The 24,153-nt window shown below is 67.0% G+C and carries 20 protein-coding genes; 14 read left to right on the top strand and 6 right to left on the bottom strand.

Annotation, left to right across the window (positions count from 1 at the left end; all coding sequences use genetic code 11):
• Positions 1-80: 80 nt before the first annotated feature.
• The 3 genes from ISN75_RS13050 to ISN75_RS13060 form a co-directional block, all read right to left on the bottom strand.
• Complete coding sequence (locus ISN75_RS13050) at positions 81-2,477, bottom strand: protease pro-enzyme activation domain-containing protein (RefSeq protein WP_343820040.1); 2,397 nt, start codon at positions 2,475-2,477, stop codon at positions 81-83.
• Positions 2,478-3,051: 574 nt separating this feature from the next.
• Positions 3,052-3,486: a hypothetical protein gene (locus ISN75_RS13055; RefSeq protein WP_343820042.1), complete on the bottom strand. Its 435-nt coding sequence runs from the start codon at positions 3,484-3,486 to the stop codon at positions 3,052-3,054.
• A complete protein-coding gene (locus ISN75_RS13060; protein WP_167256869.1) occupies positions 3,487-3,702 on the bottom strand; it encodes a DUF3820 family protein in 216 nt (71 codons plus the stop codon). It lies immediately after the preceding gene.
• 389 nt (positions 3,703-4,091) lie between these two features.
• Here ISN75_RS13060 and ISN75_RS13065 point away from each other — a divergent pair, with 389 nt between their 5' ends.
• From ISN75_RS13065 to ISN75_RS13080, 4 genes are read left to right on the top strand one after another with little or no spacing between them, the layout of a single operon-like run.
• Positions 4,092-4,793: a DUF3348 domain-containing protein gene (locus tag ISN75_RS13065; RefSeq protein ID WP_343820044.1), complete on the top strand. Its 702-nt coding sequence runs from the start codon at positions 4,092-4,094 to the stop codon at positions 4,791-4,793.
• Positions 4,794-4,803: 10 nt separating this feature from the next.
• On the top strand, positions 4,804-6,900 hold the full coding sequence (locus ISN75_RS13070; RefSeq protein ID WP_343820045.1) for a DUF802 domain-containing protein: 2,097 nt from the start codon (positions 4,804-4,806) through the stop codon (positions 6,898-6,900).
• Positions 6,897-7,547 carry an OmpA family protein gene (locus tag ISN75_RS13075; protein WP_167256866.1) on the top strand — a complete coding sequence of 217 codons (651 nt, stop codon included), beginning with the start codon at positions 6,897-6,899 and terminating at the stop codon, positions 7,545-7,547. Before ISN75_RS13070 ends, ISN75_RS13075 begins: the two co-directional genes overlap by 4 nt.
• Positions 7,540-8,112, top strand: coding sequence for a DUF2894 domain-containing protein (locus ISN75_RS13080; RefSeq protein ID WP_343820048.1), 573 nt, complete (start codon positions 7,540-7,542; stop codon positions 8,110-8,112). The genes ISN75_RS13075 and ISN75_RS13080 overlap by 8 nt, the downstream gene beginning before the upstream one ends.
• Positions 8,113-8,279: 167 nt before the next feature.
• Here the strand turns inward: ISN75_RS13080 and ISN75_RS13085 are convergent, their stop codons facing one another.
• Positions 8,280-9,347, bottom strand: a complete 1,068-nt coding sequence (locus ISN75_RS13085; protein WP_343820049.1) for a LacI family DNA-binding transcriptional regulator — start codon at positions 9,345-9,347, stop codon at positions 8,280-8,282.
• 345 nt (positions 9,348-9,692) lie between these two features.
• On the opposite strand from ISN75_RS13085, the gene ISN75_RS13090 reads away from it, so the two are divergent.
• The 8 genes from ISN75_RS13090 to ISN75_RS13125 are packed head-to-tail and all read left to right on the top strand — an operon-like array spanning position 9,693 to position 18,109.
• Complete coding sequence (locus ISN75_RS13090) at positions 9,693-10,889, top strand: Gfo/Idh/MocA family oxidoreductase (RefSeq protein WP_343820051.1); 1,197 nt, start codon at positions 9,693-9,695, stop codon at positions 10,887-10,889.
• A complete protein-coding gene (locus ISN75_RS13095; protein ID WP_167256997.1) occupies positions 10,889-12,091 on the top strand; it encodes a nucleoside permease in 1,203 nt (400 codons plus the stop codon). The genes ISN75_RS13090 and ISN75_RS13095 overlap by 1 nt, the downstream gene beginning before the upstream one ends.
• A 46-nt stretch (positions 12,092-12,137) precedes the next feature.
• Positions 12,138-13,022: a sugar phosphate isomerase/epimerase family protein gene (locus tag ISN75_RS13100; RefSeq protein ID WP_243868137.1), complete on the top strand. Its 885-nt coding sequence runs from the start codon at positions 12,138-12,140 to the stop codon at positions 13,020-13,022.
• Positions 13,023-13,059: 37 nt separating this feature from the next.
• The gene (locus tag ISN75_RS13105) at positions 13,060-14,757 is read left to right on the top strand and encodes a GMC oxidoreductase (protein WP_167256862.1); all 1,698 of its coding nucleotides are present in this window, start codon (positions 13,060-13,062) and stop codon (positions 14,755-14,757) included.
• Positions 14,758-14,767: 10 nt separating this feature from the next.
• Positions 14,768-15,358, top strand: a complete 591-nt coding sequence (locus tag ISN75_RS13110; RefSeq protein ID WP_167256861.1) for a gluconate 2-dehydrogenase subunit 3 family protein — start codon at positions 14,768-14,770, stop codon at positions 15,356-15,358.
• 3 nt (positions 15,359-15,361) lie between these two features.
• A complete protein-coding gene (locus ISN75_RS13115) occupies positions 15,362-16,417 on the top strand; it encodes a sugar phosphate isomerase/epimerase (protein ID WP_343820054.1) in 1,056 nt (351 codons plus the stop codon).
• A complete protein-coding gene (locus tag ISN75_RS13120; protein WP_343820056.1) occupies positions 16,414-17,307 on the top strand; it encodes a hydroxypyruvate isomerase family protein in 894 nt (297 codons plus the stop codon). The genes ISN75_RS13115 and ISN75_RS13120 overlap by 4 nt, the downstream gene beginning before the upstream one ends.
• Before the next feature lie 19 nt (positions 17,308-17,326).
• A complete protein-coding gene (locus tag ISN75_RS13125) occupies positions 17,327-18,109 on the top strand; it encodes a DUF1080 domain-containing protein (protein ID WP_343820057.1) in 783 nt (260 codons plus the stop codon).
• 47 nt (positions 18,110-18,156) lie between these two features.
• Here ISN75_RS13125 and ISN75_RS13130 read toward each other — a convergent pair whose 3' ends face one another.
• Entirely contained in the window at positions 18,157-20,145 is a 1,989-nt protein-coding gene (locus ISN75_RS13130) for a peptide-N4-asparagine amidase (protein ID WP_343820059.1), read from the bottom strand.
• Between the two features lie 532 nt (positions 20,146-20,677).
• On the opposite strand from ISN75_RS13130, the gene ISN75_RS13135 reads away from it, so the two are divergent.
• Entirely contained in the window at positions 20,678-21,706 is a 1,029-nt protein-coding gene (locus ISN75_RS13135; protein WP_423385173.1) for a phosphatidylinositol-specific phospholipase C1-like protein, read from the top strand.
• A 16-nt stretch (positions 21,707-21,722) separates the two neighbouring features.
• Positions 21,723-23,093 carry a histidine-type phosphatase gene (locus ISN75_RS13140; protein ID WP_343820061.1) on the top strand — a complete coding sequence of 457 codons (1,371 nt, stop codon included), beginning with the start codon at positions 21,723-21,725 and terminating at the stop codon, positions 23,091-23,093.
• Between the two features lie 92 nt (positions 23,094-23,185).
• Here the strand turns inward: ISN75_RS13140 and ISN75_RS13145 are convergent, their stop codons facing one another.
• A complete protein-coding gene (locus ISN75_RS13145) occupies positions 23,186-24,112 on the bottom strand; it encodes a Dyp-type peroxidase (RefSeq protein WP_168647205.1) in 927 nt (308 codons plus the stop codon).
• Positions 24,113-24,153 lie beyond the last annotated feature (41 nt).

Below are 24,153 nucleotides of genomic sequence, written 5' to 3' on the forward strand. Positions count from 1 at the left end.
CAAAAAAGAACCCGGCCGTGCGGCCGGGTTCTCTCTTCAACAACCGCCGCAAATTGCACGCAGCGATCGGCAGCGCGAACTCACTGCACGTTCAAGGTCACATCGTCCAGCACGAACGAAGTCTGCAACGAGGAATCCTCGGTACCGGTGAACTTGATCGTCACTGTCTGCCCGATGTACGGCGCAAGGTTCGCCGTATGCACCGTGTAGCCGCTGGCGGCATTGAGGTTGGAGTACGTCGCCAGGGTGGCCAGCACGGTGCCGGAGCTGTTGAGCACCTGCACTTTCAGCGTGTCGTAGGCGGTGCTGGTGGTGGTCTCCGCCGTGTCGATATGCAGGTAGTACTGCAAGGTGGCGGTGGTCTTGCCGCTGGGGATGGCCACGGACTGCGACACCGTGTCGGTGTGGCTGGAGCCATAGCCGTTCATCCACGCGAACCAGGTGCCGGCATGCGCGGTCTGGCCGGAGCAGCTGCTGTTGCTGCACAGCACGCCGGAGCTCATCGACCACGGCGAGGCCGCACCGCTTTCGAAGCCGGTGTTGCCCAGCAGCTGCGAGGAACCACCGCCGCCGCCGCTCACCGTTACCGCCTGCGTCTTGCTGTTGCTGGCGCCGAGGTTGTCGGTCACGGTCAGCTTGACGTTGTAGGTGCCGCCCGCGGCGTAGGTGTGGCTCGGGTTCTTGCTGGTGGAGGTGCCGCCGTCGCCGAAATCCCACGCATACGTGCTGATGGTGCCGCCCGTATCGGTCGAGCTGTCGGTGAAGTTCACCGTCAGGCCGCTGATGGTGTCGCCGAAGTTCGCCACCGGCGTGCTGCCGCCACCGCCGCCGGAGCCGGCCAGCGAAGCGACCAGCGCGGCCTGCGGGCTGCCCCAGCCGGTGGCCAGGTCATAGCCGGCCACGGCGCTGAAGCCGTTGCTGCCGCTGGTCACGTCGTGGAAATTGCTGGTGTAGCTGGTGCCGATGCCGACGTTGTAGATGGCCGGGTTGACGAAGCCCACCGTCGAGTGGCCATTCGCCACCGCCTGCTGGTTCACCAGGGCCAGGAAGCCCGCCCAGCGCGGCGCGGCGAAGCTGGTGCCGCCATAGCCGGTTTCGAAGGTGCCGTTGCTCACCGTCGGGTTGTCGAAGTTCGCTTCGGCCGCCACGTCCGGATCGTTGCGATAGGTGGTCGAACCCTTGTTCGCCGAAGTGATCACGCCGGCCAGCTTCTGGTAGCTGGGCGTGCTTTCGCCGGAGGCGCTGGTATAGCCGCCACCGCCATCGGACCACGCCGTTTCCGCCGACCAGGCGCCGCTGCTGCTGGTGGTCAGGTCGGTGCCGCCCACTTCCAGCACGTTGGAGTCGGCCGAGGGCGGATCGTAGGCGCTCGACGAGGCGTTGTACGAGCCGCTGTCGCCGGTGGCGTTGACGAAGGTCTGGCCCTGCGCCGCCATTTCCTGGTAGATCGGATCGTCGGTGGCATTGTTGAAATCGCCGCCGCCCCAGGAGCAGCTCAGCACCTTGGCCTGGTTGTCCGAGACCATCTTGTTGAGGATGTCGGTGGCGCTGTCGCCTTCATAGAACAGCACCTTGGTCAGGCCCGGCGCCATGCCGATCACGTTGACGATGTCGAGGATCTGCTCGCCGTCGTCGCAGCTGCCGCCGACGTGTCCGCACTTGCCGTCGAAGCCGCTGACCAGCACGTTGCTGACCGGCACGCTCGAGGACATGCCCGTCTTGGTGTAGTACAGCGAGATGTCGCTGGTGACGTAGCCGTCGAACGAGAAGATGCCCACCGTCTGCCCGGAACCGGTCAGCGAGCCGCTGCCGTAATAGGCCGTGCGCATGTCGCTGGGCAGGAATTCGCCGCCGGGGCCGGAGCCGCCGTGCTGCACCGGCGCTGCATCCGCCTTCTTGTGATAGTTGGTGTGCGGCAGGCGGAAGTTGTCCAGTCCCGACACGTGCAGCAGCGGCACGCTCAGGCCGGCCGGCACGGGTTCGCGGTCGGCGGCGAAGAAGGTGCGGCTCTCGGTCGGATGCGCGTAGTTGCCCAGCTTTACCTGGAAGGCGCGGTTGATCGTTTCGACCGGGCCTTCGACGTCGACCAGGCGGCGGTTCGCCGTGGTGCCGGTGACCGTCAGGCCATTGGCCTGCGCCCAGGCGACGACGGTGTCGTAGTCATCCTGCGTCGGCGCGAAGCGCGCGGTGAACTGCTCGACGCTGAGGTACTGGTGGTATTGCGGGCTGTGCGGATCCTGCAGGTCGCGCAGCAACTGGTCGAGTTCGGCCTGGTTGCGCGGCTGCAGGCTGAGGGCGAGCTTGAGGTGCTTGCTCGTTTCCAGGTTGCTGATCAGCGGCGCCGCGCCGTTGCGTACGGCCAGCGGCACATGATGGGTTGCCACGGAGCCAACGGCGACGACGCCGGCATCGGCCGCGCTGGCGGGTGGCATCACGCATAGACCCGATGCCGCAACCAGCACGGACAGACCCAGCACGCACCGGATCCGGCTGGCCAGCCCTTGGCGTTTCAAGGAATCACCGTTCTGCATGGCTTTATGGCGGAAATGACTTGGCATGGAATACTCCGAAGGATTTTGAGGACAAACGAACCCCGTGGGGTTGCGTGAACCCTCATCAATGAAAACCGTGCTTGGGCACGGCAGCTTTTGTGTTTTCCGGAATTGCCGAGCGATCCGAGGCGCGTTGCAGCCCCTGCCCCATCTTCTGCACGAAATACGCCCTTCCGCCCTCTGGAAGTGCGCAAGTAATTGCCGCGCGAGTCACAGGATCATTCATCAGCTCCCGACTGATGAATTCAATAAACCTAGGGCGCGACGTCTTGGGGCGTCAACAGAAAATCCCGTGATTCAAATCACGAATCCATGGGAGATAAATCAAGGCCCGGTGAAATGACTTAGGCGAGAAAACGCATTATATCGATGCAATGCGAGTGCATTTACCGGCGCATCAAAAGCTTATGGCTTTATTCGTAAAATATAAATGCGGACGGCGTAATTAATTACATCCGAGTAATTAATTGCGAATATCGATCCGCGACGCGCGGCAGCATCAAGCCGCCGCGGCGATGGTGCGGCGTCGCCAGGGCACGCCGGCAAGCGCGCAGAAGACCGTGGACACCAGCACGGCGGCGCAGGCTCCCAGCAGGGCGGCGAGCCCGCTTTCCACGCCGCCCTCCCGGTAGTGCAGGTAGACCAGCACCGCCGCCACCGCCCCGACCAGGGCGCTCAGCGAAACACAAGGCAGGACGCTCAAGCGGCGCGCCAGCACCAGGCCAATCACCACAGGCGCGCCGAGCAGATAGCTGGCCCCGTAGCAGACGATCGCAATAGCAGCTATTTCGAGGAAGAACTTATCCAGATGCCCCGGCGCATCGAACACGTACCCCGAAAGCAGCAGCGACGCCAGCGCATAAGCCAGCGGCAGCACGGCAGGCGCCAGAGCCATGCCAAGAACGACACGCCACCGCTTCATCGCGGCATCCATTTATGAGCGCTTCCGCAAGGGATCGAGCAGCCGCTTCAGGCCGTTGTGATCGATTTCCAGCGCAAGCGCGAGCAGGTTGCCGAGATCGCCGGGCGGGAAACCCTTGCGCGCATACCAGGCCAGGTAGGCGCCCGGCAGGTCGGCAATCAGGCGGCCCTGGTAGCGGCCATAGGGCATGGTGACGGTGACCAGGCGCTGCAGGTCTTCAGGTTTCATCGCGCGCCTCGCCGTGCAACGCTGGCGTTTGCTTCGCGGCCTCCATCGGGCAGCTCCATCCATGTAACGGCGGCCGAGTGTAGCTGCTTCGCCCATGCGGTCGGCTCCCTGCTGCGGCGCTTCTGCTGACCGGGCATGGCTGTTTCAGGAAACCGTTACCCGGAGCGGCACATCGCGCCGTGTCCGCGATGACCCGCCGGATGGCCCGGCCAAGCCGGTGAAGCGATGGCCGGGGACGATTGCCATGCTCGAGCCAGGTGGCGCGGTTGCGGCGGGCAAACGCAATGTCAATCAATAATTTGCATTGCCATTCGGCGACTTCGCCCCCTGCTGTTAATCGACGCGTCCCACCCCACGTGTAGAATCGTCGTCTTTTTTTACCCAGCCGCATGGTGCAAGCCCTCCACCGGACGCCCGTCCGCGGCCCGACGTTCATCCGCCTGCTAGCCAGCCTGACGGACGCCGGCGCCCCGGCCTCCCCGCCTCCCCTGCCGGACCGGTTGAGCCAATGGCTCGACTGGAAGCAGTCCATTGCGCTGTCCACGGCGCTGGACGGCCGGCCGGTGCTGGCGGATGGCGCGCCCTTCACCGACGAGGACGCCGAGGAGTGCGCCCGCACGCGCGCCGCGCTGGCCCAGGCCATTGTGGGCGACCGGGCGCTGTCGCCGGCCGCGCAGGACGAGATCGGCATCGACGCCGCCATCGTCCGCCAGCGCTATCTCACCCATCAGCGCGCGATGCAGGCCGCCACCGGGCGGTTGCGCGGCAGGTTGCGCGACCGGCTCGCCGCGAAAGATGCGGAGATGGCGCGGCTCGCGTCAGTCGATGCGGCGATGGAAGTGGCGCTGAGTCCGCGCGAACACGCGCTGCTGGCGGCCGCGCCCAGGCTGCTGGGCGCGCATTTCGAACAACTGCGCCAGGCCGCGGAGAACGCCGCGGAAGGTGCCGCGGGAGCGGAGCTCCCGGCTGGGGAAACGTCGGCCGCGTGGCTCGACGTCTTTCGCAAGGACATGCAGAGCGTGCTGCTCGCCGAACTGGATGTTCGTTTTCAACCGGTCGAAGGCCTGCTCGCGGCCCTTCGCGCCAGCTAACTGGAACGCCATGTTCAGAAGTCTCGTTTATCCCCTCGTTTTCGCCGCCGGCCTCGCGGCCGTCGGCTGGATCGGCGCCGGCTACGTCGGCTCCAATCCGCTGGGCGCGGCGATCGCCGCCTTGATCGGCGCCTGCTATCTCGCCGGCGGCATGGAGCTGTTCCGCTACCGGCAGGCCACGCACACGCTGGGCGATGCCGTTGCCAAGCTTGAAATGGCACCGTCCAACCTGGGCGATTGGCTGGGCCAACTGCATCCCAGCCTGCGCAACACCGTGCGCCTGCGCGTCGAGGGCGAGCGCGCGGCGCTGCCGGTGCCGGTGCTCACGCCCTACCTGGTCGGCCTGCTGGTGCTGCTGGGCATGCTCGGCACCCTGCTCGGCATGATGGCGACGCTGCGCGGCACCGGCCTGGCGCTGGAAAGCGCCGACGATCTCCAGGCCATGCGCGGTTCGCTGGCCGCGCCGGTCAAGGGCCTGGGTTTCGCGTTCGGCACCTCGATCGCGGGCGTGGCCAGCTCGGCCATGCTCGGCCTGCTGTCCGCGCTGTGCCGCCGCGAGCGCATGCAGGCGACGCAGCAGCTGGATACGCACGCCGCCACCACCTTGCGCGTGTTCTCCCAGGCGCACCAGCGCGACGAGGCGTTGCGCCTGCTGCAGCGCCAGACCGAGCTGATGCCGGCCCTGGTCGACCGCCTGCAGGCGCTGATGGCGAGCATCGAACAGCAGAACCAGGCCGCGCACGAGCGCCAGCTCGCCGGCCAGGACGCTTTCCACGCCAGGACCGAAACCACCTATGCGCGCCTTGCCCACTCCGTCGAGCAGTCGCTGCAACAAGGCGTGGCCGAGAGCGCACGCGCGGTGAGCGCATCGATCCAGCCGGTGGTGGAAGCCACCATGGCCGGCCTGTCGCGCGAGACGGTGGCGCTGCGCGAAGCGGTCGAACAAGGCGTGCAGCGCCATCTCGACGGCGTGTCCGCCGGCTTCGAGACGACCACCGCCAAGGTGGCCGGGTTGTGGAAGGAAGCGCTGGACGAGCATCGCCGCGCCGGCGCGGCGCTTACCGGCGATCTGCGCGATTCGCTGCAGCAGTTCAACGGTACATTCGAACAGCGCTCCGCCGCGCTGATCGGCGACGTCGCCGCCCGCCTCGATACCGCCGCGAACCACGCCGCGGAAGCCTGGCAGCAGACGCTGTCGCGCCAGGAAGCCGCCAACGGCGAGCTGGCTGCGCGCAACCAGGAAGCGCTGGCCGCCGCGGCAGCCACGTTCGAACAGCACGCTGCCTCGCTGGTCGGCGTCGTGCGCCAGTCGCACGAAGACCTGCACGCGGCACTCACCGCGCGCGACCAGGAACGCCTCGCCGCGTGGACCGAAAGCCTGGGCGCGATGTCCACCGCGCTGCACGGCCAGTGGGAACAGACCGCCGCGCACGCCGCGGACCGCCAGCGCGACATCTGCGACACGCTCGCGCAGACCTCGCGCGACATCACGGCACAGGCCAAGGCGCACGCCGGCGAAACCATCGCCGAGATCGCGCGCCTGGTGCAGGCCGCCTCCGAAGCGCCGAAGGCCGCCGCCGAAGTGGTCGCCGAACTGCGCCAGAAGCTCTCCGACAGCATGGTGCGCGACACCGCGATGCTGGAAGAACGCAGCCGCCTGCTCGCCACCGTGGAAACCCTGCTCGACTCGGTGAACCACGCCTCGACCGAACAGCGTGCCGCCGTCGACGGCCTGATCGCCACCTCGGCCGACCTGCTCGACCGCGTCGGCACGCGCTTCCAGGACCACGTCGAAGCGCAGACCGGCAAGCTCGGCACGGCCGCCGCGCACGTGGCCGGCGGCGCCGCCGAAGTGGCCAGCCTGGGCGAGGCGCTGGGCGTCGCGGTGCAGATGTTCGGCCAGTCCAACGAGGCGCTGGCGGAACGCCTGCAGCAGATCGCCGGCGCACTGGACGCCACGCTCGCGCGCAGCGACGAACAGCTCGCCTATTACGTGGCCCAGGCCCGCGAAGTGGTCGACCTGAGCATGCTGTCGCAGAAACAGATCATCGAAGAGATCCAGCAGCTGGCCGAAACCCGCACCGCCGCCGGAGCCGAAACGGCATGAGCGGCGAGATCGAAGCGGAAACCGAATCGACGCCGATCTGGGCCGCCTTCGGCGACCTGATGTCGGTGCTGCTGGGCGTGTTCGTGCTGATCCTGGTCGGCATGATCGGCATGCAGATGCAGCTGTCGAACCAGCTGGAAGAAGAAGTGAAGCGGCGCCAGGCCGAGGCGCAGCGCCGCCAGACGCTGGAACAGGCGCTGGCCGCGCCGCTCGCCGCCGGCCGCGTGACCCTGGTCGACGGCCGCATCGGCATCCGCGGCAATGTGCTGTTCGCGCTCAACTCCGACCAGTTGCAGCCGGAAGGACGCGAGGTGCTCCGGAGCCTGGCCGGTCCGTTGACGGGCTATCTCAAGTCGCGTGACGAGATCCTGATGGTCAGTGGCTTCACCGACGACCGCCAGGTGCGCGACGGCAACCGCCAGTTCGCCGACAACTGGGAGTTGTCGGCCGAGCGCGCGCTTACCGTCACCCGCACGCTGATCGCCGAAGGCGTGCCCGCTTCGTCGGTATTCGCCGCCGCGTTCGGCGCGGAGCAGCCGGTGGGTTCGAATGCAAGCGAAGATGGACGTTCCAAGAACCGGCGCGTGGAAATCGCGCCGGTGCCGCGTCCGGCGCAGGGCTCGCCCGAAAGCCTTATCCATGACTGAAGAGCGGACCTCGGCGAAAGCGAGGCTCGATACGTGGCGCGAACAAGGCGCCGACCGGATCGACCCGGTGCGCTTCCACGTGTTGGAAGCGCTGGAGCAGCGCGCGGCGGGACATGAAGGCGAAGTGCGGCGCCTGCTCGACGAGCGGTTGTCGTTACTGCTCGATGGCTATGCTGCCATCGTCGAACAAGCTGCCGCGCAACCGCAGTCCGGCACGGCGGCAACCGGCGATGGCCCGCTCCGCTCGCTCGCGCAGACGCTGGGCCGGCGCGCACCCGATGCTTTTCCCGAACTGCCCATGCTGGCCGATGTCCGCCAGCTCTGGTCCGGCCTGCGCACCGAAAGCCAGTTGCGCCAATCGCTGCAGCCCGCTCCCGCCAATGCCGGCCCGCTCAACTCGAGCGCGCTGGCGCATCGCGCCATCGCCTCGATGCGCGAGCTGTCGCCGGGGTATCTGCGGCATTTCCTCGGTTATCTCGATGCCTTGTCGTGGATGGAGCAGATCCAGATCGAAGGCGCCGCCGCACCTGCCCGCAAGCGCAACCGCGAGAAGAAAGCGACGTAGCGACGTAGGTTGGGGTGAGCCGCAGGCGACTGCGAAGGCAGGATGCCGTAGCGAACATCCGCGTAGCGGATGGCCCGAAGGGCTGGCTGCTGATGCAGCCAGTAACCCCAACATCGCAACCTTCAAGCATTCCGTATTGTTGGGGTTCGCCTGCGGCTCACCCCAACCTACGCCGGTCGCCGCGGCGCCGTCGAACCGCGCACCACCAGGTCCGCCGACAGCACGCGCTTGCGCGGCGGCACCTCGGCGTCGTTGAGCAGTTCCAGCATCATGCTCATCGCCTCGCGCCCCAGCGCGTTCTTCGGCTGCGCCACCGTGGTGAGCGGCGGCGAGGTGTAGCGGGCGAAGCGGATGTCGTCGAAGCCAACCACCGACACGTCGTCCGGCACGCTCAGTCCATGCGAGCTGAGCGCGCGCATGGCGCCGATGGCCATTTCGTCGTTGGAGCAGAACAGCGCGGTGAACGATTGCCCCTGTGCCAGCAACTGCTCGACCGCGCGCTCGCCGGCCTCGATCGAGAAATCGCCGGTCACGATCAAACCCGGATGCACCGGCAGCTTCGCGCGCTGCAAGGCCAGCCGGTAACCCTGCTCGCGGTCCACGCAGATGGGGCTGGACGGCGGGCCCGCGACGAAGGCGATCTCGCGGTGTCCCAGCATGGCCAGGTAATCCACCGCCACGCCCGCCGCCGCGACGTTGTCGATGTAAACGCTGGAAATCTGTCCGTCCTTGACGTACTCGCAGGCATTGACCACCGGCTGGCGGCCCTGGATCGGAATCGCCGGCACGCGCGGCGACATGGTGATGATGCCGTCGGCGCGGCGCGCCGCGACCATGTCGGCATAGGCCTGCTCGCGCACCAGGCTGCCCTGGGTTTCGCCAAGCAAAACCGAATAGCCGTTCTCGTGCGCCACCTGTTCGATGCCGCGGATCACTTCGGAGAAAAAAGGGTTGGCGATGTCCGGCAGCAGCGCCACGATCAGCCGCGCGCGCGCGGTGCGCAGGTTGCGCGCCAGGGCGTTCGGCGTGTAGCCGAGGCGCTTGACCACTTCGTGGATGCGCTGGCGCGTGGTCTCGCTGACCACCTCCGGCCGCTGCAATGCGCGCGACACGGTGGCCACCGACACTTTGGCGATGGCGGCGATCTCCTTGACCGTACTGACGCGGGCCGGCGGCGCCTCGGCTGCCGCGCCCTTGCCGTCTTTGCGTCCGCCCTTCGATCCCTTGCCGCTCACGAATGCCGGACTCCCATGCCGCCGATTGGTGCGGGACGATAGCACCCCCGCGCAAGCCCGCAAGCGCCCTGCCAAGGCTCGGGCCGCCACTCATGCTGCGCCGCAATGTAATGGATTACATGAAATCGTTGCATCGGCATTTCCAAGTCTGTTACATACCAGCGCAGTTTTTTCGCGGTCTTGCCGCTTCCCACTTGCGTGGCTTGCATCGCACTTTTCCCGGTTGTGCCTTGGAAGTCCAGTCCGCATGCGGATGTAATCGAATACATTTTCGATGGTAGCGATACCTCGGAGGGGGAACATGCCTAGCCAGTCCACAGCGACCAGCGACGACAGGATGTGCCGATGAAGCGTCTCGGCATGGGCCTGGTCGGCCCCGGCTTTATCGCCGCCCATCACCTGGATGCGGTGCGCCGCCTGGGCGACGTCGACGTCGTCGGCATCGCCGGCTCCAGTCCCGAATCGACGCAGAAGCGTGCCCGCGAACTGGGCGTCGACCGTGCCTATGCCGACTACCGCGAACTGCTGGCCGATCCGGCCGTGCAGGTGGTGCACAACACCACGCCCAATCATCTGCATCGCGAGATCTCGCTGGCGGCACTGCAGGCCGGCAAGCACGTGATCTCCGACAAGCCGCTGGCCAGCAGCCTGGAAGAAAGCCGCGAGCTGCACGAAGCCGCGCGCAAGGCCGGCGTGGCCCACGTGGTCACCTTCAATTACCGCGGCTACCCGCTGATCCAGCAGGCGCGCGCGATGATCGCCAAGGGCAAGCTCGGTGCGCAGGTGTTCGTGCACGGCTGCTATCTGCAGGACTGGCTCACCGACGAGCGCGCCTATTCGTGGCGGCTCGATCCCAAGCGCGGCGGCGCCAGCTCCGCGCTGGGCGATATCGGCTCGCATTGGTGCGACCTGGCCGAGCATGTCACCGGCGCGCGCATCGTCACCGTGCTGGCCGACCTGCATACCGCGGTGCCAGTGCGCGAGGTGCCGGCCGCCTCGCCCAAGGCTTTCGCCAAGGCGGCGAAATCCGCCCCGCGCAAGAAGATCAAGATCGCCAGCGAAGATCTCGCCAGCGTGCTGCTGCGCTTCGACAACGGCGCGCGCGGCTGCGTCACCATCGGGCAGGTGCTGCCCGGCCACAAGAACGACCTGCGCCTGGAGGTGAGCGGCCGCGAGGCGTCGCTGGCCTGGCGGCAGGAGCAGCCGAACGATTTGTGGATCGGCCATCACAACCAGCCGAACACCGTGCTGACGCGCGATCCCGCCCTGCTCGATGCGGCCGCGCGTCCGTATGCGCACCTGCCTGCCGGCCATCCGGAAGCCTGGCCCGATGCGTTCCGCAACCTGATCGCCGATGCCTATGCCTGGATCCGCCAGGGCGGCGCGCCGGCGAAGAAGCCGTCCGCCCTGCCCACCTTCGCGGACGGCTACCGCAACAGCCTGCTGGTCGACGCCATGCTGAAAAGCCACGCCGCGGGCGGCGTGTGGCAAGACGTCGAAGACCTGACCGCAACACCACGCAAAAGGGGAGCACGGGGATGATGAAGTGGCGCCTTAGGTTGATGATGCTGTTCGAGTACGCGATCTGGGGCGCCTGGTATGTCACCGTCGGCACCTGGCTGGGCCAGACCCTGCACTTCAGCGGCAAGGAGATCGGCGCGGTGGCCGGCACCACCGCGATCGGCGCGATGATCTCGCCGCTGTTCGTCGGCCTGCTCGCCGACCGCCTGTTCGACACGCGCCGCGTGCTCGCAGCCTTGCATCTGCTCGGCGCCGTGCTGCTGGTGTTCGCCGCGAAGCAGACCTCGTTCGCGCTGCTCTACGGCACCCTGCTCGCCTACAGCCTGTGCTACATGCCGACGCTGGCGCTGACCACTTCGCTGGCGATGCGCCACATCAGCGACCCGCAGGAAGAATTCGGCGGCATCCGCGTGCTCGGCACCATCGGCTGGATCCTGGTCGGCCTGGCCGTCGGCGCCTGGGGCGTCGAAGCCACCGCCTCGCCGCTGCACCTGGCCGCGGTACTGTCGGTGGTGACGGCGCTGTACTGCCTCACCCTGCCGCCCACGCCGCCGCTGGCGCGCAACCAGCGCTTCGAAATCCGCCACGCCTTGCCGCTGGAATCGCTGCACCTGCTGCGCGACCGCTCGATGGCGGTGTTCGCGCTGGCGTCCTTCCTGATCTGCATCCCGCTGCAGTTCTACTACGCGTTCACCAATCTGTTCCTCAACGAAGTGGGCGTGGTCAACGCGGCCGGCAAGATGACCGGCGGACAGATGTCCGAGATCCTGTGCATGCTGCTGATCCCCTGGTTCTTCCGCCGCCTGGGCGTGAAGTACATGCTGGCGGTGGGCATGCTGGCCTGGGTGCTGCGCTATGCGATGTTCGCTTTCGGCGCGCCGGGCGAGCTGATGTGGATGCTGTGGCTGGGCATCGTGCTGCACGGCATCTGCTTCGATTTCTTCTTCGTGGTCGGCCAGATCTATATCGACCGCGAAGCGCCCACCGCCTTGCGCGCGGCGACGCAGGGCCTGATCACCTTCCTTACCTATGGCCTGGGCATGTTCGTCGGCTCGTGGCTGTCGGGCGTGGTGGTCGATGCCTATGCCACGCCAGGCGCGCACGACTGGCGCTCGATCTGGCTGATCGCCGGCGGCTGCGCCTTCGCCGTGCTGGTGCTGTTCGTACTCGCCTTCAAGGACCGCAGGAGCGCTGTCGGCCAGCCCGCTGCGGTCACGCACTGACGCCCCATCTCCCCAGCTACCCACCGGCCGCCCCGAGAGAATCCATATGATGATGAATCGCAGGCAGTTCCTCGCTCGATCCGCCATGTTCGGCGCCGCGGCATGGCTTGCCGCCAGCCCTTCCGGCCGTCTGCTCGCCGCCGGCGCGCAGGGCAAGGCGCTCGGCATCCAGCTGTACATGGTGCTGAAGTCGTACCAGGCCGATCCGCTCGGCACGCTCAAGACGCTCAAGAGCATCGGCTACAGCGAGATCGAGGCGATCGTCACCACCACCGCCGCCACCTTGCGCGACCAGTTGAAAGAGGCTGGCCTCGGCTGTCCCAGCATGCACTTCGACAGCCTCGGTTTCGATCCGGGCATCGAAGCCGCGCACACCCTGGGCGCGAAGTTCATCGTCAGCAGCATGCTGCCGTCGATCATGCAGAAGGAAGCCGGCGCCCATGCGCCCGAGCCCACGTATTCGCTGGACGAGGCCAAGCGCACCGCCGAATACGCCAACCGCCTGGGCGAGAAAGCGAAGAAAGCCGGTCTTCAATACGCGTATCACAACCACCACCGCGAGTTCACCGACGTCGGCGGCGGCCAGACCTTCTACGACGTGCTGCTGAAGGAAACCGACCACCAGCTGGTGCATTTCGAACTGGACTGCGGCTGGGTGCACGTGGGCGGCAAGAATCCCGCCGACTACTTCAAGGCCAACCCCGGCCGCATCGCGCTGATGCACGCCAAGGATTTCCTGCCCGGCGCGGGCGGCAAGGATTTCCCCGGCGCGGAACTGGGCCGCGGCACGCTCGACTACAAGCCGATCATGGCCGCCGCGGACCGTTCGGGCCTCAAGCACTGCTTCGTCGAACAGGAAGGGCCATTCAGCCGCATGAGCGACCTTGAGGCCGCGCGTATCGACTACGCCTACCTCAAGCCGCTGCGCTGAACCTCACGTCCCCACCTTCTGCTCCATAGGGAAACACATGGACAACAAGCACGTATACGACGCCATCGTCGTCGGCACCGGCGTCAGCGGCGGCTGGGCCGCGAAAGAACTGACCGAGAAAGGCCTCAAGACCCTGGTGCTGGACCGCGGCCCCATGGTCAAGCACGGCGACTACCCCACCGCGATGAAAGCGCCGTGGGAACTGCCCTACGGCGACGAGCCGACGCGGCACGATATCGAGCGCCACCCGATCCACACGCGACCTTCCTTTTACGGCATCACGCAGTCGACCAAGCATTGGTTCGTCGACGACATCGACAACCCCTACGAGGAAACCCGTCCGTTCGACTGGTTCCGCGGCTATCACGTCGGCGGCCGCTCGCTGATGTGGGGACGCCAGAGCTACCGCCTCAGCCCCATGGACCTGGAGGCGAACGGCAAGGAAGGCGTGGGCGTGGACTGGCCGATCCGCTATGACGACATCGCGCCGTGGTACGACTACGTCGAGCACTTCATCGGCGTCAGCGGCTCGATCGAGCACCTGCCGCAGCTGCCGGACGGCGACTTCCTGCCGCCGATGGAACTGACCTGCGTGGAGAAGGACTTCCGCGACAAGATCGCCGGCAAGTTCGGCGGCCGCAAGCTGATCATCGGCCGCACCGCCAATCTTTCCGCGCCGCTGAAGCACGACAAGAGCCCGCAGCGCGCCCCCTGCCAATACCGCAACCTGTGCATGCGCGGCTGCCCGTTCGGCGCCTACTTCAGCAGCAACTCCTCCACCCTGCCCGCGGCGGAGAAGACCGGCAACATGACCATGGTCACCAACGCCATCGTCTACGAGCTGATCTACGACAACGACAAGGGCAAGGCCACCGGCGTGCGCGTGCTGGATGCCGAGACCGGCCACCAGACCGAGTACTTCGCCAAGGTCATCTTCATGTGCGCCTCGACCTTCGGCACCACGCACATCCTGCTCAACTCCACCTCCAGCCGCTTCCCCAACGGCTTCGGCAACGACAGCGGCGAGCTGGGCCACAACATCATGGACCACCTGTTCGGCAGCGGCGCTCGCGCCATGGTCGACGGCTACGACGACCGCTACTACTCCGGCCGCCGCCCCAACGGCTTCTATATCCCGCGCTACCGCAACGTCGGCAGCGACAAGAGCAGCTTCCTGCGCGGCTACGGCTACCAGGGCGGCGCCAGCCGCCAGGACTGGACGCGCCTGGTCAACACCCCGCTGATCGGCGGCGATCTCAAGCGCGCCGCGCAGACGCCCGGCCCGTGGAGCATCTCGATGATGGGCTTCGGCGAGATGCTGCCCTCGCATCGCAACAAGGTGACGCTGGACCGCAACCGCAAGGACAAGTACGGCCTGCCCGTACTCAACTTCGACGCGGCGCACGAGGAGAACGAGCTGGCGCTCGGCAAGGCGATCGTCGACGACGCGCTGGAAATGATGAGCGCCGCCGGCTACCGCGACGTGCGTTCGTTCAAGGTCCAGGCGAACGTCGGCGCCGGCATCCACGAGATGGGCACGGCGCGCATGGGCCGCGACCCGAAGACCTCGGTGCTCAACGGCTGGAACCAGATGCACGCCTGCAAGAACGTCTACGTCACCGACGGTTCGTTCATGGCCTCCTCCGGCTGCCAGAACCCCTCCCTCACCTACATGGCGATGACCGCGCGCGCGGCCAGCCATGCGGTGGAAGAACTCAAGCGCGGCAATATCTAAGGAGAGCCCCATGAATCGTCGCGAATGGTTGAAAAGCATGACCACGCTGGCCGTCGGCGTGGCCGCCGCGCCCTCGCTGCTGGCCGTGTTCGACGCGCATGCCGCCGCGCAGAAAGGCGGTCCGGCGCCGCAGTTCTTCACCCCGCCGCAGCACGACACGGTGACCGCCGTGGTGGACATCATCGTGCCGCGCACCGACACGCCCGGCGCCGTGGATGCCGGGGTGCCGCGCTTCATCGACCAGATGTTCAAGGACGTCTATACGCCGGAGGAGCAGAAGCGCTACCTCACCGCCATGGCGGCGTTCGAGAAGCAAAGCGGCAAGCCATTCGCCCAGCTCGACGCCAAGCAGCGCCTGGCGCTGGTGACCAAGCTGCACGAGCAGGCGCTGATCAAGGGCAAGGACCTCGATCCGGAATCCGCGGCGGCATTCGTGCTGATGACCAAGCGGCTGGCGACGTCGGGCTTCTTCATCTCCCAGCCCGGCTGCACGCAAGTGATGCAGTACGTGCCGGTGCCCGGCGCCTACCACGGCGATATCCCGCTGTCCGAAGCGGGCAATGGCCGCGCCTGGGCGGTCGAGACCGTGCTGAGGATCTGACGCATGAAGACTCTCAAAGGCCCCGGCATTTTTCTCGCGCAGTACGCGGGCGATGCCGAGCCGTTCAACTCGCTGCCGACGATCGCGCGCTGGGCCGCGTCGCTCGGCTTCGTCGGCGTGCAGATTCCTTCCAACGACAAGCGCCTGTTCGACCTGGAACAGGCCGCGTCGAGCAAGACTTACTGCGACGACGTGGCCGGCATGCTGGCCGAGCACGGGCTTGCGGTGACCGAGCTGTCCACCCATCTGCAAGGCCAGCTGGTCGCTTCGCATCCTGCTTACGACCGCCAGTTCGACGGCTTCGCGCCGCCGGAATTGCGCGGCAAGACCAAGGAACGCCAGGCCTGGGCGGTCGAGCAGCTGAAGCTGGCCGCCAAGGCCAGCCGCAACCTTGGCCTGAGCGCGCATGCGACTTTCTCCGGCGCGCTGGCCTGGCATCTGTTCTATCCGTGGCCGCAGCGTCCCGCCGGCCTGGTGGAAGAAGCGTTCGCGGAACTGGGCCGGCGCTGGCGTCCCATCCTGGATGCCTTCGACGAAGCGGGCGTCGACGTCTGCTACGAACTGCACCCCGGCGAAGACCTGCACGACGGCGTCACCTTCGAGCGTTTCCTCGAAGCGGTGGACAACCATCCGCGCGCCAACATCCTGTACGACCCCAGCCACATGGTGCTGCAGCAGCTGGACTATCTGCAGTTCATCGACTTCTACCACCAGCGCATCCGCGCCTTCCACGTGAAGGATGCGGAGTTCCGCCCGAACGGCCGTGCCGGCGTCTACGGCGGCTACCAGAGCTGGATCGACCGCCCCGGCCGTTTCCGCTCGCTGGGCGACGGGCAGATCGATTTCACCGCGGTGTTCAGCAAGATGGCGCAGTACGGCTATCCCGGCTGGGCCGTGCTGGAATGGGAGTGCTGCATCAAGGACGCCCAGCAGGGCGCGCAGGAAGGCGCGGTCTTCATCCGCGAGCACATCATCAAGGTCACCGGGCGCGCATTCGACGATTTCGCCGCGACCGGCGCCGACCGCCACTTCAACCGCCAATTGCTGGGACTCGAATGAGCCACTCGCCAGGCATTACCCGCCGCGCCATGCTCGGCCAGCTCGCCGCCGCCGCGGCCTTCGGCGCCACCGCGGCGCTGGCTCCCGCCGAGAGCGCATCCGCCGCGCCGCAGAAGAGCGGCCCCGGCCGCCTCAAGCAATCGCTGAGCCGCTGGACGTCCAAGGCGCCGCTGCCGGAACTGTGCAAGCGCCTCAAGAGCCTGGGCTTTGCCGGCGTGGACCTGCTGTATGCGGACGAATGGGCCGTGGTCAACGACAGCGGCCTGAAGGTGACGATGGGCTATCCGGCCAAACGCGACAACTTCATCAGCATGGGTTTCAACGACCCGGCCAATCACGCCACCTTGCTGAAGGAGCTGGAGACCACCATTCCGCTTGCGCAGAAGGCCGGCATCGGCAACGTGATCACCATGTTCGGCAACCGCGTGCCCGGCATCGACGAAAACCAGGCGCGCGACAACTGCATCGCCGGCCTGTCCAGGATCGCACCGCTGGCGGCCGAGCACGGCGTCACCCTGTGCGTGGAACTGCTCAACAGCAAGGTCGATCACCACGGCTACCAGGGCGACAGCACGCGCTTCGGCGTCGAGGTGATGAAAGGCATCGGCTCGCCCAACGTGAAGCTGCTGTACGACATCTACCATATGCAGATCATGGAAGGCGATGTGATCCGCACCATCCGCGACAACATCCAGTGGATCGGCCATTTCCACACCGGCGGCGTGCCGGGACGCCACGAGATCGACGGCACGCAGGAGCTGAACTACCACGCCGTGGCCAAGGCGATCGCCGATCTCGACTACCAGGGCTATATCGCGCACGAGTTCATGCCGGCCGGCCCCGATCCGTTCGCTGCCTTCGCCGACGCCTACAAGATCTGCACCGTCTGATCGCCTACGGGACCTGCTTATGACGCCGCGCCTCGCTCTCGCCCTCCTCCCCTTCGCACTCGCCGCCGGTGTGGCATCGGCGCAGACCACGCCACCGGCCGGCGATCCCAAGGCCACCGAGCAATGGGAACCGGTGCCGCCGGTGGTGACGCCGGGCCAGCGCGATGCTGCGCCGCCCTCCGACGCCATCGTGCTGTTCGACGGCCATAACCTCGAGCAGTGGGAAGCCTCGAAAGACCACTCGCCCGCGCACTGGAAAGTCCACGATGGCGTGGCCACGGTGGACAAGACCACGGGCAATATCCAGACCAAGCGCCGCTTCAAGAACTACCAGCTGCATCTGGAATGGCAGGTGCCGAAGAACATCAGCGGCGAAGGCCAGGCGCGCGGCAACAGCGGTGTGTTCACGGCTTCGACCGGGCCCGGCGACGAAGGCTACGAAGTCCAGATTCTCGATTCGTACCGCAACAAGACCTACGTCAACGGCCAGGCGGCCGCGGTCTACAAGCAGGCGCCGCCGCTGGCCAATGCCATGCGCCCGCCGGGCGAGTGGCAGGCCTACGACATCGTGTGGACCGCGCCCGTGTTCGCCGCCGACGGCAGCGTGCAATCGCCCGCCTACGTGACGGTGTTCCACAACGGCGTGATCGTGCAGAACCACACCAAGCTCACCGGCGAGACGCTGTACATCGGCAAGCCGGTGTACAAGCCGTACACCGACGCACCGATCAAGCTGCAGGCGCATGGCGATCCGTCGGCGCCGATCAGCTTCCGCAATATCTGGGTGCGGCCGCTCGACTGAACGCCGCAGGTTGGGGGAACCCCAACCTGCCCTTACGGGTGGCTCGATCAGGGATAAGGCAGCCACCCCAGCGGCGCCGGCGAACCATCCGGCCGGCTCTGCCACGACAGGCGGTTCTGGCCGTCCGTGCAATTCGCGCCGGTCTCCCACGTCGCCAGCTTGCCGTCGCGCGTGGTCAGCATCGCGTCGTAGCAGCTGCCGGCCGAGTCGTTGAAGCGATAGGTCTGCCAGCCGCCCTGGTCGTTGACCTTGGTGAACACGCGGTACGGGAACAGGCCGGTGGTGACGTCCAGTTCCGCGCCGGTGAGGTTCTGCGTCACCGCGCTGTAGACCGTATTGCCGTTGGCGCGGCGCACCAGCTGCAGGCCGACGTCCTGGCGGTAGCGCCTGATCTCGCGTTCCACCGTGGGGTCGTGCCACAGATAGTAGAAGCTGGACATCGGATAGCCGTAGTTGGTGATGTGCTCGTCCGCCAGCACGCCATTCAAATAGGTGCGCGTCTTGCCGGTCTCGGTGCTGTGCAGGGTGATGCTCTTCTGCAGCACCTTGCGCTGCAATGGCGCCACCGGCTCGGCAGGTACGCTGAACTCCTGGGTGTTGTCGAAGCCGACCCAGCGCTCCACCCGGTGGCGGATGCGCCCCTTGGACCCGTTCACATAGCCGTCGATCACGAAATGCCGGCTCAGCGTGGTGGCGACGCTGCCGCTGAGATTGCCCTGCCGGTCGCGCACCACCGTGCTGCGCAGTTTCGGCACCGCCGGCTGTCCGGCCAGGTCGTTGCGGGTCAGCATGCCGGTCACCTGGGTCACGCGGCGGTCCTGGTAGACCAGCAGGGTCGCCGAAGCCCATGCGCCAGCCAGCGGATTATTGGTCAGGCCAGGCACGCTGTTGCTGGCGATGCGGACCGAGACGGTATGCGGCGCGCCATTGCTGAGCAGCGCGGCGAACGGGCTCAAGTCGATGCGATGGGGCACGTTCAACAGCTCCTGCGGCTGCGACGCCGGCCGCCACAAGGCCGCGTCGCCCTCGTCCAGGCTGGGATAAGCCGGATACAGCGGCACCACGCCGGCCGGCTGCTGGTCGATGCTCACCTCCGCCTCGCGGAAAGCGCCGCCGATGCAATGCGCGGCGAAGCTGTGCTGCGCATCCAGCAGCAGGCGCGGGAACACCACGGCCAGCGGCGCCGGCAGGCAGCTGTACCAGGCGTCGTGGGGTACCACGTGGCCTTGCGTCGAGCCCGTGGCCGGCACGTAGTGATAGGTGGACGGCCGCACGATCACGTCGAGATAGGCGCGCTCGATATTGCGCGGCAGCGTCTGCTGGCGAAACACATTGAAGCTGGCGGCAAGGCGGTCCGACGTTCCGCGCAGGTCGGCCAGGGCGCCGGTCGCGTAATAGTTGCCGTCCCTGTAGTTGCCGGCCCCGAGCGGGAACACCGCATCGGGCACGGCGGGTGCCGGCTCGGCGACGGTGGCCGGATAGAACTTCAAGGTGGCGATGCCGGCGAAGTACGGGGCGGGCACATAGGCCTCCTGCCCTGTGCCGATCATCCAATTGCCCTCCAGGGCCGGCGCCCCGTCGCGGTAGGCCAGTACGGGTAGATAGTCGGTGACGTCGCGCTCCGTATGTCCGCAATAGAGTTCGAAGCAAGGCTGCATCTGCACGTGGTTGCCGGCCAGCGCGACGTTGCCGGAATACAGGTTCACGCCGCTCAGCCACAGGTTCAGCGGCAAGGCCAGGCCCTGCTCCTCCTGGTCGTCGGTGAGCACGAAATCCATCTCCAGCACCACCTTCGCCCACGGCCCCTTGCCGCAGGACTGCGACGAATAGTCGAAGTTGCCCCTGCCCACGCCGTTGGTGGTCATGCGCACCAGTTCCACGCTGCAGGGACGGCTGGACGGACGCGGCACCGGCGGATCGGCGCGCACCAGGAAATCGGTGCCCGGCGTCGGCGCATCGGCCGCGGCACACGCATTCCAGGTGAGACAGGCAAGCAGGACGGACACGGCGACGCGACCGGTAATTCCGGGGAACATGACGACCTCCAGATGGCTCCCCCCTGCGCCGGCGATGGTAAGAAACGCATTCCGGGAAAAGCGTGATAGGCACCGCAGCCAGGCGCGCCGCCGCGTTCACGCACGGCTTGTCAGTCACGCGAAAGTTGCCGTTGCTTTTGTGCTGCCTGGCTTGCGTGACCATCGGCACACACCGGTCATGACTTTGATCGACGGCCTTGCCAGGACGACAGCCGCGTCGTTCGGACGTCCAAACGCAAGCAAAAGACTTCACACGGCCGTCACCTGATTGCAAAACGCCTGTTTCTAAAATCCCAGGCTTGGATCGATCCAATCCACCCTGGCGTCAAGCTGCGCTCCCCGGCGCGGCCGCGTCCTTCCATCCATGAGCACCGCCATGTCCGCAACGCGTCCCGCACCCGAGCTGCGCCATTCCCCTGCCCGCGCCTGGCGTGGCCTCGACGTGCTGGCCATCGCCACGCATGCCTGCGCGGCGCTGCTGGCCCTGGCCGCGGTGCTGCCCTCGCTCGCCGCCGAGTCCGCGCCGCTGCGCATGAACCAGCTGCAGTACATCGGCAGCCACAACAGCTACCACGCCGGCCTCGCACCGGGCGAAGCGGCGATATGGAAGCGCACGGATCCGGCGCTGTTCGCCAGGATCGACTACGCGCATCCACCGCTGGCGAAGCAGCTGGACGACGGCGTGCGCCAGATCGAGCTGGACATCTACGCCGACGCCAAGGGCGGCCGCTATGCGCATCCGGCCATTGCCGAGCAGGTGGCGAAGGCGGGACTGCCGGCGGACCCGCCGTTCGCCGATGCGGAGGCGATGCGCCGCCCCGGCTTCAAGGTCATGCATATCCAGGACCTGGACCAGCGCGCCACCTGCCAGCCCCTGGTCGCCTGCCTGCGCGAAGTGCGCGCCTGGTCGCAGGCGCATCCGCGGCACCTGCCGCTGTTCGTGCTGCTGGAGACCGAGGAGGCGCCGCTCAAGCTGCCCTTCCCCACCGTGCAGCCCGAGCCGTTCGACACCACGGCGCTGGATGCACTGGATGCGGAAATCCGCGCGGTGTTCGCGCGCCAGGAATACATCGCGCCCGACGACGTGCGCGGCCACTTCGCCACCCTCAACGCCGCCATCCGCGCCCAGGGCTGGCCCACGCTGGACAGCGCGCGCGGCAAGATCGTGTTCCTGCTCGACCAGCGCCACGTCGGCCCGGCGTATCTGCAAGGCCATGCCTCGCTGCGCGGCCGCGTGCTGTTCACCAATGCCAGGCCCGGCGACGACGATGCCGCCTTTACCGAACTCAATGACGGCAGCGCCGAAGAAATCGCGCAGCTGGTCAAGCAGGGCTATCTGGTGCGCACCCGCACCGATGCCGACCTGCAGGAAGCGCAGCGCAACGACACCAGGCGCCGCGACGCCATGCTGGCCAGCGGCGCGCAACTGCTGAGCACCGATTACCCGGACGGCGAAGCGGCTGCCAATGGCTACGTCGTCGGCTTCGCCAGGCACCTGCGCGCACGCTGCAATCCGCAGTTCCCCGAGGCGCGCTGCAGCGACGCGGACCTCAAGCCCTGAACGCCGTATCGATGCCATGACGATGCAAATCGCGATCCACCGCCGGCTGCCCCATGTGGCGGCGTGGCTGCTGCTGGGCCTGGGCCTGGCGCTGATGTCCTCCCACGCTTCCGCCGCCACGGACAGCATGCAGCTGGAACGCGTGGTGCTGCTGTACCGCCACGGCGTGCGCACGCCGTTGCCGGGCGAGATCCAGCTCGACGAAGCCGGCGGCAAGCCATGGCCGCAGTGGAAGCAGGCGCCGAGCCAGCTCACACCGCATGGCATTGCCGGGGTGAAGCTGATGGGCGCCTACGACCGCCAGCGCCTCGCCGCGCTGGGGCTGTTCAAGCCACACGGTTGCCCGGCCGCGGAGCAGTTGTGGTTCTGGGCCAATACCGACCAGCGCACCATCGACAGCGCGGCGGCGCTGGCCGAAGGCTTCGCGCCCGGTTGCCATATCCCGGTGGGCCACCAGCCGCAGGGCAGCGAAGATCCGCTGTTCCATCCGATCGAGGCGAACACCACCGACTGGAACGAAGCGGATGCGGTGGCTTCGATCCAGAGCGCCACCGGCGGCCCGGACGCCCTGACCGCGCCGCATGCCGATGCGCTGGCGGCGATGGCGCAGGTAATGGGTTGCGGTGGCGCGCACGACCCGGCGTGGTGTTCGCCGGGCGCATGGCACGGCAGCCTGGCGCTCGCGCCGGAAACGGGACACATGCGGCTGACCGGCCCGATCGCCACCACCTCGGGCACGGCCGAAGCGATCCTGATGGCGTATGCGGAAGGCCGGCCCTTGCCGGAAGTGGGCTGGGGCCGCACCGACGCGCAGCGGCTGCAACAGCTGTCGCAGTTGCATGCGCTGCTGTTCGAGATCCATGCGCGGCCCAGCTATGTGGCGCAGCGTGTGGCTTCGTCGATGAGCGGGCGCCTGCTCGAACTGTTGCGCAACCCGCATGGGCCGCGGCTCAGCGTGCTGGTCGGCAGCGACAACAATATCGTCGCGCTGGCGGCCGTGCTGGGCGTGCATTTCCAGCTTGGCGGGTATGCGAAGGACGATCCGCCGATCGGCGGGGCGTTTGGGATCGAGGTATGGAAGGACAACAGTGGCAAACGTTACGCGCGCTTGCTGTATCAGGCGCAGAGCCTGGATGAGTTGCGTGGTTTGCAGGTGCTAGATGAGAAGATGCCACCCGCAACGTTGGCATTGGTGCCGCATGGGTGTGAAGCGGAGAAGCTTTGTCCGTTGGAGATCGTGGTGGCTGCGCTGGAGCGTGCGGCGGAGCATGTGCGCTCCAGCAAGGTGGCATGGACCACCGGCACACTGCTGTGGCCTTCATCCACCAAAAGCCTCCCAGGATTGGAATCCTTCTCCCTCCGGGAGAAGGTGCCGGCAGGCGGATGAGGGTTCGGGCGGAGCGGTGCACATCACTCTGCCGCTCCGCCCGTACCCTCACCCCAACCCCTCTCCCAGGGGGAGAGGGGCTCTATCGCGGCTTATTCGAGCCCGTCCAGAAAACTTGCCGTCGGCACGAAATACAGCGACCCCGTCACCGCCCTGCTCACATCCAGCAGGCGGTCGTAATTCCCCGCCGGCCGCCCCACGAACATGTTCACCAGCATCCGCTCGATCCGCGACGGCGAGCGCGCATAGCCGCAGAAATAGGTGCCGAACTCGCCCTTGCCCACCTCGCCGAACGGCATGTTGTCGCGCACTATGTCCAGCTCCTCGCCGTTCTCCTCGATCACGGTGAGCGCGTTGTGCGCGTAGCTGGGCTTGGTTTCATCGTCCAGCTCGATGTTCGAGGCCTTCCTGCGGCCGATGATCTTTTCCTGCTGCTCGACCGGGATCGCATCCCAGGCCTTCAGGTCGTGCAGGTACTTCTGCACGATCACGTAGCTGCCGCCGGCGAAGCCCGCGTCCTCGTCGCCGATGATGGTGGCGTCGAACGCCTCCTGGTTCACCGGGTTCTCGCTGCCGTCGACGAAGCCCAGCAGGTCGCGCGCGTCGAAATACTTGAAGCCGTGCACCTCGTCTTCCACCGCGGCGAATTCGCTCAGGCGCGACATGATCACCGTCGCCAGTTCGAAACACATGTCCATCCGGGTGGCACGGATATGAAACAGCAGGTCGCCGGGCGTGGACGGCGCATGGTGCGCGCCCCGGATCTCGCGGAACGGATGCAGCTCGGCCGGCCGGGGCTGGCCGAACAGGCGGTCCCACGCGGCGGAGCCGAATCCGGTGACGCAGGAGAGGCGGCGCTCCGGATCGCGGAAGCCGATCGAGCGCACCAGCGCGGACAGATCGGCGCACAATCCACGCACGGCCGCGTCGCCGCGCGGGTCGGGCTTGAGCGTCACCACCAGGAAGATCGCCGCCTGGGTCAGCGGGGCGGTCACCGCTTGCGTCATGACAGAAGACACATCGAATCCTTTGCTTGAATGGCCGGTCTTGCCGCGGCGCC

Source organism: Dyella marensis, assembly GCF_049532885.1.
In the GTDB taxonomy this organism is placed as follows: Bacteria; Pseudomonadota; Gammaproteobacteria; order Xanthomonadales; family Rhodanobacteraceae; genus Dyella_D; species Dyella_D marensis.

Excerpts from the sequence above, each read along its gene's own strand:
- ISN75_RS13055 (WP_343820042.1), bottom strand. The coding sequence starts at position 3,486 with ATGGATGCCGCGATGAAGCGGTGGCGTGTCGTTCTTGGCATGGCTCTG.
- ISN75_RS13065 (WP_343820044.1), top strand. The coding sequence starts at position 4,092 with ATGGTGCAAGCCCTCCACCGGACGCCCGTCCGCGGCCCGACGTTCATC.
- ISN75_RS13140 (WP_343820061.1), top strand. The coding sequence starts at position 21,723 with ATGACGATGCAAATCGCGATCCACCGCCGGCTGCCCCATGTGGCGGCG.
- ISN75_RS13125 (WP_343820057.1), top strand. The coding sequence starts at position 17,327 with ATGACGCCGCGCCTCGCTCTCGCCCTCCTCCCCTTCGCACTCGCCGCC.
- ISN75_RS13115 (WP_343820054.1), top strand. The coding sequence starts at position 15,362 with ATGAAGACTCTCAAAGGCCCCGGCATTTTTCTCGCGCAGTACGCGGGC.
- ISN75_RS13080 (WP_343820048.1), top strand. The coding sequence starts at position 7,540 with ATGACTGAAGAGCGGACCTCGGCGAAAGCGAGGCTCGATACGTGGCGC.
- ISN75_RS13095 (WP_167256997.1), top strand. The coding sequence starts at position 10,889 with ATGAAGTGGCGCCTTAGGTTGATGATGCTGTTCGAGTACGCGATCTGG.
- ISN75_RS13075 (WP_167256866.1), top strand. The coding sequence starts at position 6,897 with ATGAGCGGCGAGATCGAAGCGGAAACCGAATCGACGCCGATCTGGGCC.
- ISN75_RS13135 (WP_423385173.1), top strand. The coding sequence starts at position 20,678 with ATGAACCAGCTGCAGTACATCGGCAGCCACAACAGCTACCACGCCGGC.
- ISN75_RS13130 (WP_343820059.1), bottom strand. The coding sequence starts at position 20,145 with ATGTTCCCCGGAATTACCGGTCGCGTCGCCGTGTCCGTCCTGCTTGCC.
- ISN75_RS13110 (WP_167256861.1), top strand. The coding sequence starts at position 14,768 with ATGAATCGTCGCGAATGGTTGAAAAGCATGACCACGCTGGCCGTCGGC.
- ISN75_RS13100 (WP_243868137.1), top strand. The coding sequence starts at position 12,138 with ATGATGATGAATCGCAGGCAGTTCCTCGCTCGATCCGCCATGTTCGGC.
- ISN75_RS13120 (WP_343820056.1), top strand. The coding sequence starts at position 16,414 with ATGAGCCACTCGCCAGGCATTACCCGCCGCGCCATGCTCGGCCAGCTC.
- ISN75_RS13070 (WP_343820045.1), top strand. The coding sequence starts at position 4,804 with ATGTTCAGAAGTCTCGTTTATCCCCTCGTTTTCGCCGCCGGCCTCGCG.
- ISN75_RS13105 (WP_167256862.1), top strand. The coding sequence starts at position 13,060 with ATGGACAACAAGCACGTATACGACGCCATCGTCGTCGGCACCGGCGTC.
- ISN75_RS13090 (WP_343820051.1), top strand. The coding sequence starts at position 9,693 with ATGAAGCGTCTCGGCATGGGCCTGGTCGGCCCCGGCTTTATCGCCGCC.
- ISN75_RS13060 (WP_167256869.1), bottom strand. The coding sequence starts at position 3,702 with ATGAAACCTGAAGACCTGCAGCGCCTGGTCACCGTCACCATGCCCTAT.